This window comes from Lentiprolixibacter sp., from assembly GCF_982873095.1.
Map to the genome: position 1 here is coordinate 8,447 of NZ_CEYNTP010000095.1, position 1,251 is coordinate 9,697.

Genomic DNA, 1,251 nt, shown 5'->3' on the forward strand with positions numbered 1-1,251 from the left:
CTACAGGAGGAATTTGCAGAAGGCACATATCGATCGCCTTGCCTACCTTATGGAAGCCAAAAACCAGCGAAAATTGCCTGATTTTGGAGGATACAGGAAGTCTACTGCAGTCAACACCAGTCAGTCAGACATCCGTTCTATTGCCCGGGCAGAGCTCAATACCATTAAGCGAAATATCAGGGCCTCGCTGGGTAACACCGGGGATACGATGAGCCTCTATCACTTAAGAGATATACTCGAGCGTATTGACAACATCCTGGATCCCAGTTAAACCTGGGTTTCGATGAAAAGATACGTTTCTGGGTTGAATGGATAACAGCAATAAAAACAAACGGTCCTTCGGGGCCGTTTTTACCACAATACAGTATCGTTTTACAACATTAGGAGGTTACTTTACCACAAACTGCAAAAAGGGGAAGGATTAATGACTAATTTGGAGGTAACAAATCCCAACAATCATGACCTACAAAGCTAAAAGCCTCGTATATTTTTTAGGATTGATGATCGCCATTCTACTGTATTACGTTACCGATGCTGAAACAGGCACTATGGAACAACAAACACAAATGGAATTGGCTGAGAACGACAGAGGACCTGAGAAAAGTGATTTGGACTTTAAATAATCAGACCCCAAATTTCCCAAGTAAACATAGCGATAAGAAAGTGTGGTACCCCCACACTTTTTTTTTGCTTCATTTTGAAGGAAGGCACTCAATTCCTGCTTCCTATTAAACTTTTTACAGGAAATGGAGTCCTAGGATTGAATCTAAAAAACAAACACATGAAAAAACTGATTTTTGCCGTAATGATGCTTACTGGTGTACTGGTAACGGCACAGCATGAAGGTCACCGGAAACACCGTGGACAAATGAAAGACATGACTCCGGAACAGATAGCCACCCTGAAGACAAAACAGCTTACACTTGCCCTGGATCTGAACGAGTCACAACAGAAAGAAATTCAAAAACTCAATCTGGAACAGGCGGAACTCCGCAAATCCCAACGTTCAGGGAGGGAAGAAAAGAAAGCCGGGGAAACTGGTTCCCAGCCCTCTAAAGAGGAGCGCTATGAACAGCATCTGGCCCGTTTGGACCAGATGATCGCCCATAAGGCTAAAATGAAATCTGTTCTAAGTGCGGAACAGTATGATAAGTGGGAGAAAATGAACGTACATCGCAAAAAGCAACACCGTTCAAAGCGGAGCGGACATCACCGTCGCGGAAAGTAAGCCTTATTAAAAAAGGCGGGTTG

At 43.6% G+C, this 1,251-nt stretch carries 2 protein-coding genes and 1 pseudogene; all 3 read left to right on the top strand.

Features of this window, described 5'->3' with window-relative positions; genetic code table 11:
* Nucleotides 1–271: pseudogene (locus AC4E7D_RS07315) on the top strand (zinc-dependent metalloprotease); the annotation flags it as partial.
* Between the two features lie 187 nt (nucleotides 272–458).
* Entirely contained in the window at nucleotides 459–623 is a 165-nt protein-coding gene (locus AC4E7D_RS07320; RefSeq protein ID WP_490173157.1) for a hypothetical protein, read from the top strand.
* A gap of 158 nt (nucleotides 624–781) precedes the next feature.
* Nucleotides 782–1,228: a DUF4890 domain-containing protein gene (locus AC4E7D_RS07325; protein WP_490173158.1), complete on the top strand. Its 447-nt coding sequence runs from the start codon at nucleotides 782–784 to the stop codon at nucleotides 1,226–1,228.
* Nucleotides 1,229–1,251: the final 23 nt, after the last annotated feature.

Bases quoted from the DNA above. Each gene is read 5' to 3' on its own strand.
- AC4E7D_RS07320 (WP_490173157.1), top strand. From the start codon at position 459: ATGACCTACAAAGCTAAAAGCCTCGTATATTTTTTAGGATTGATGATC.
- AC4E7D_RS07325 (WP_490173158.1), top strand. From the start codon at position 782: ATGAAAAAACTGATTTTTGCCGTAATGATGCTTACTGGTGTACTGGTA.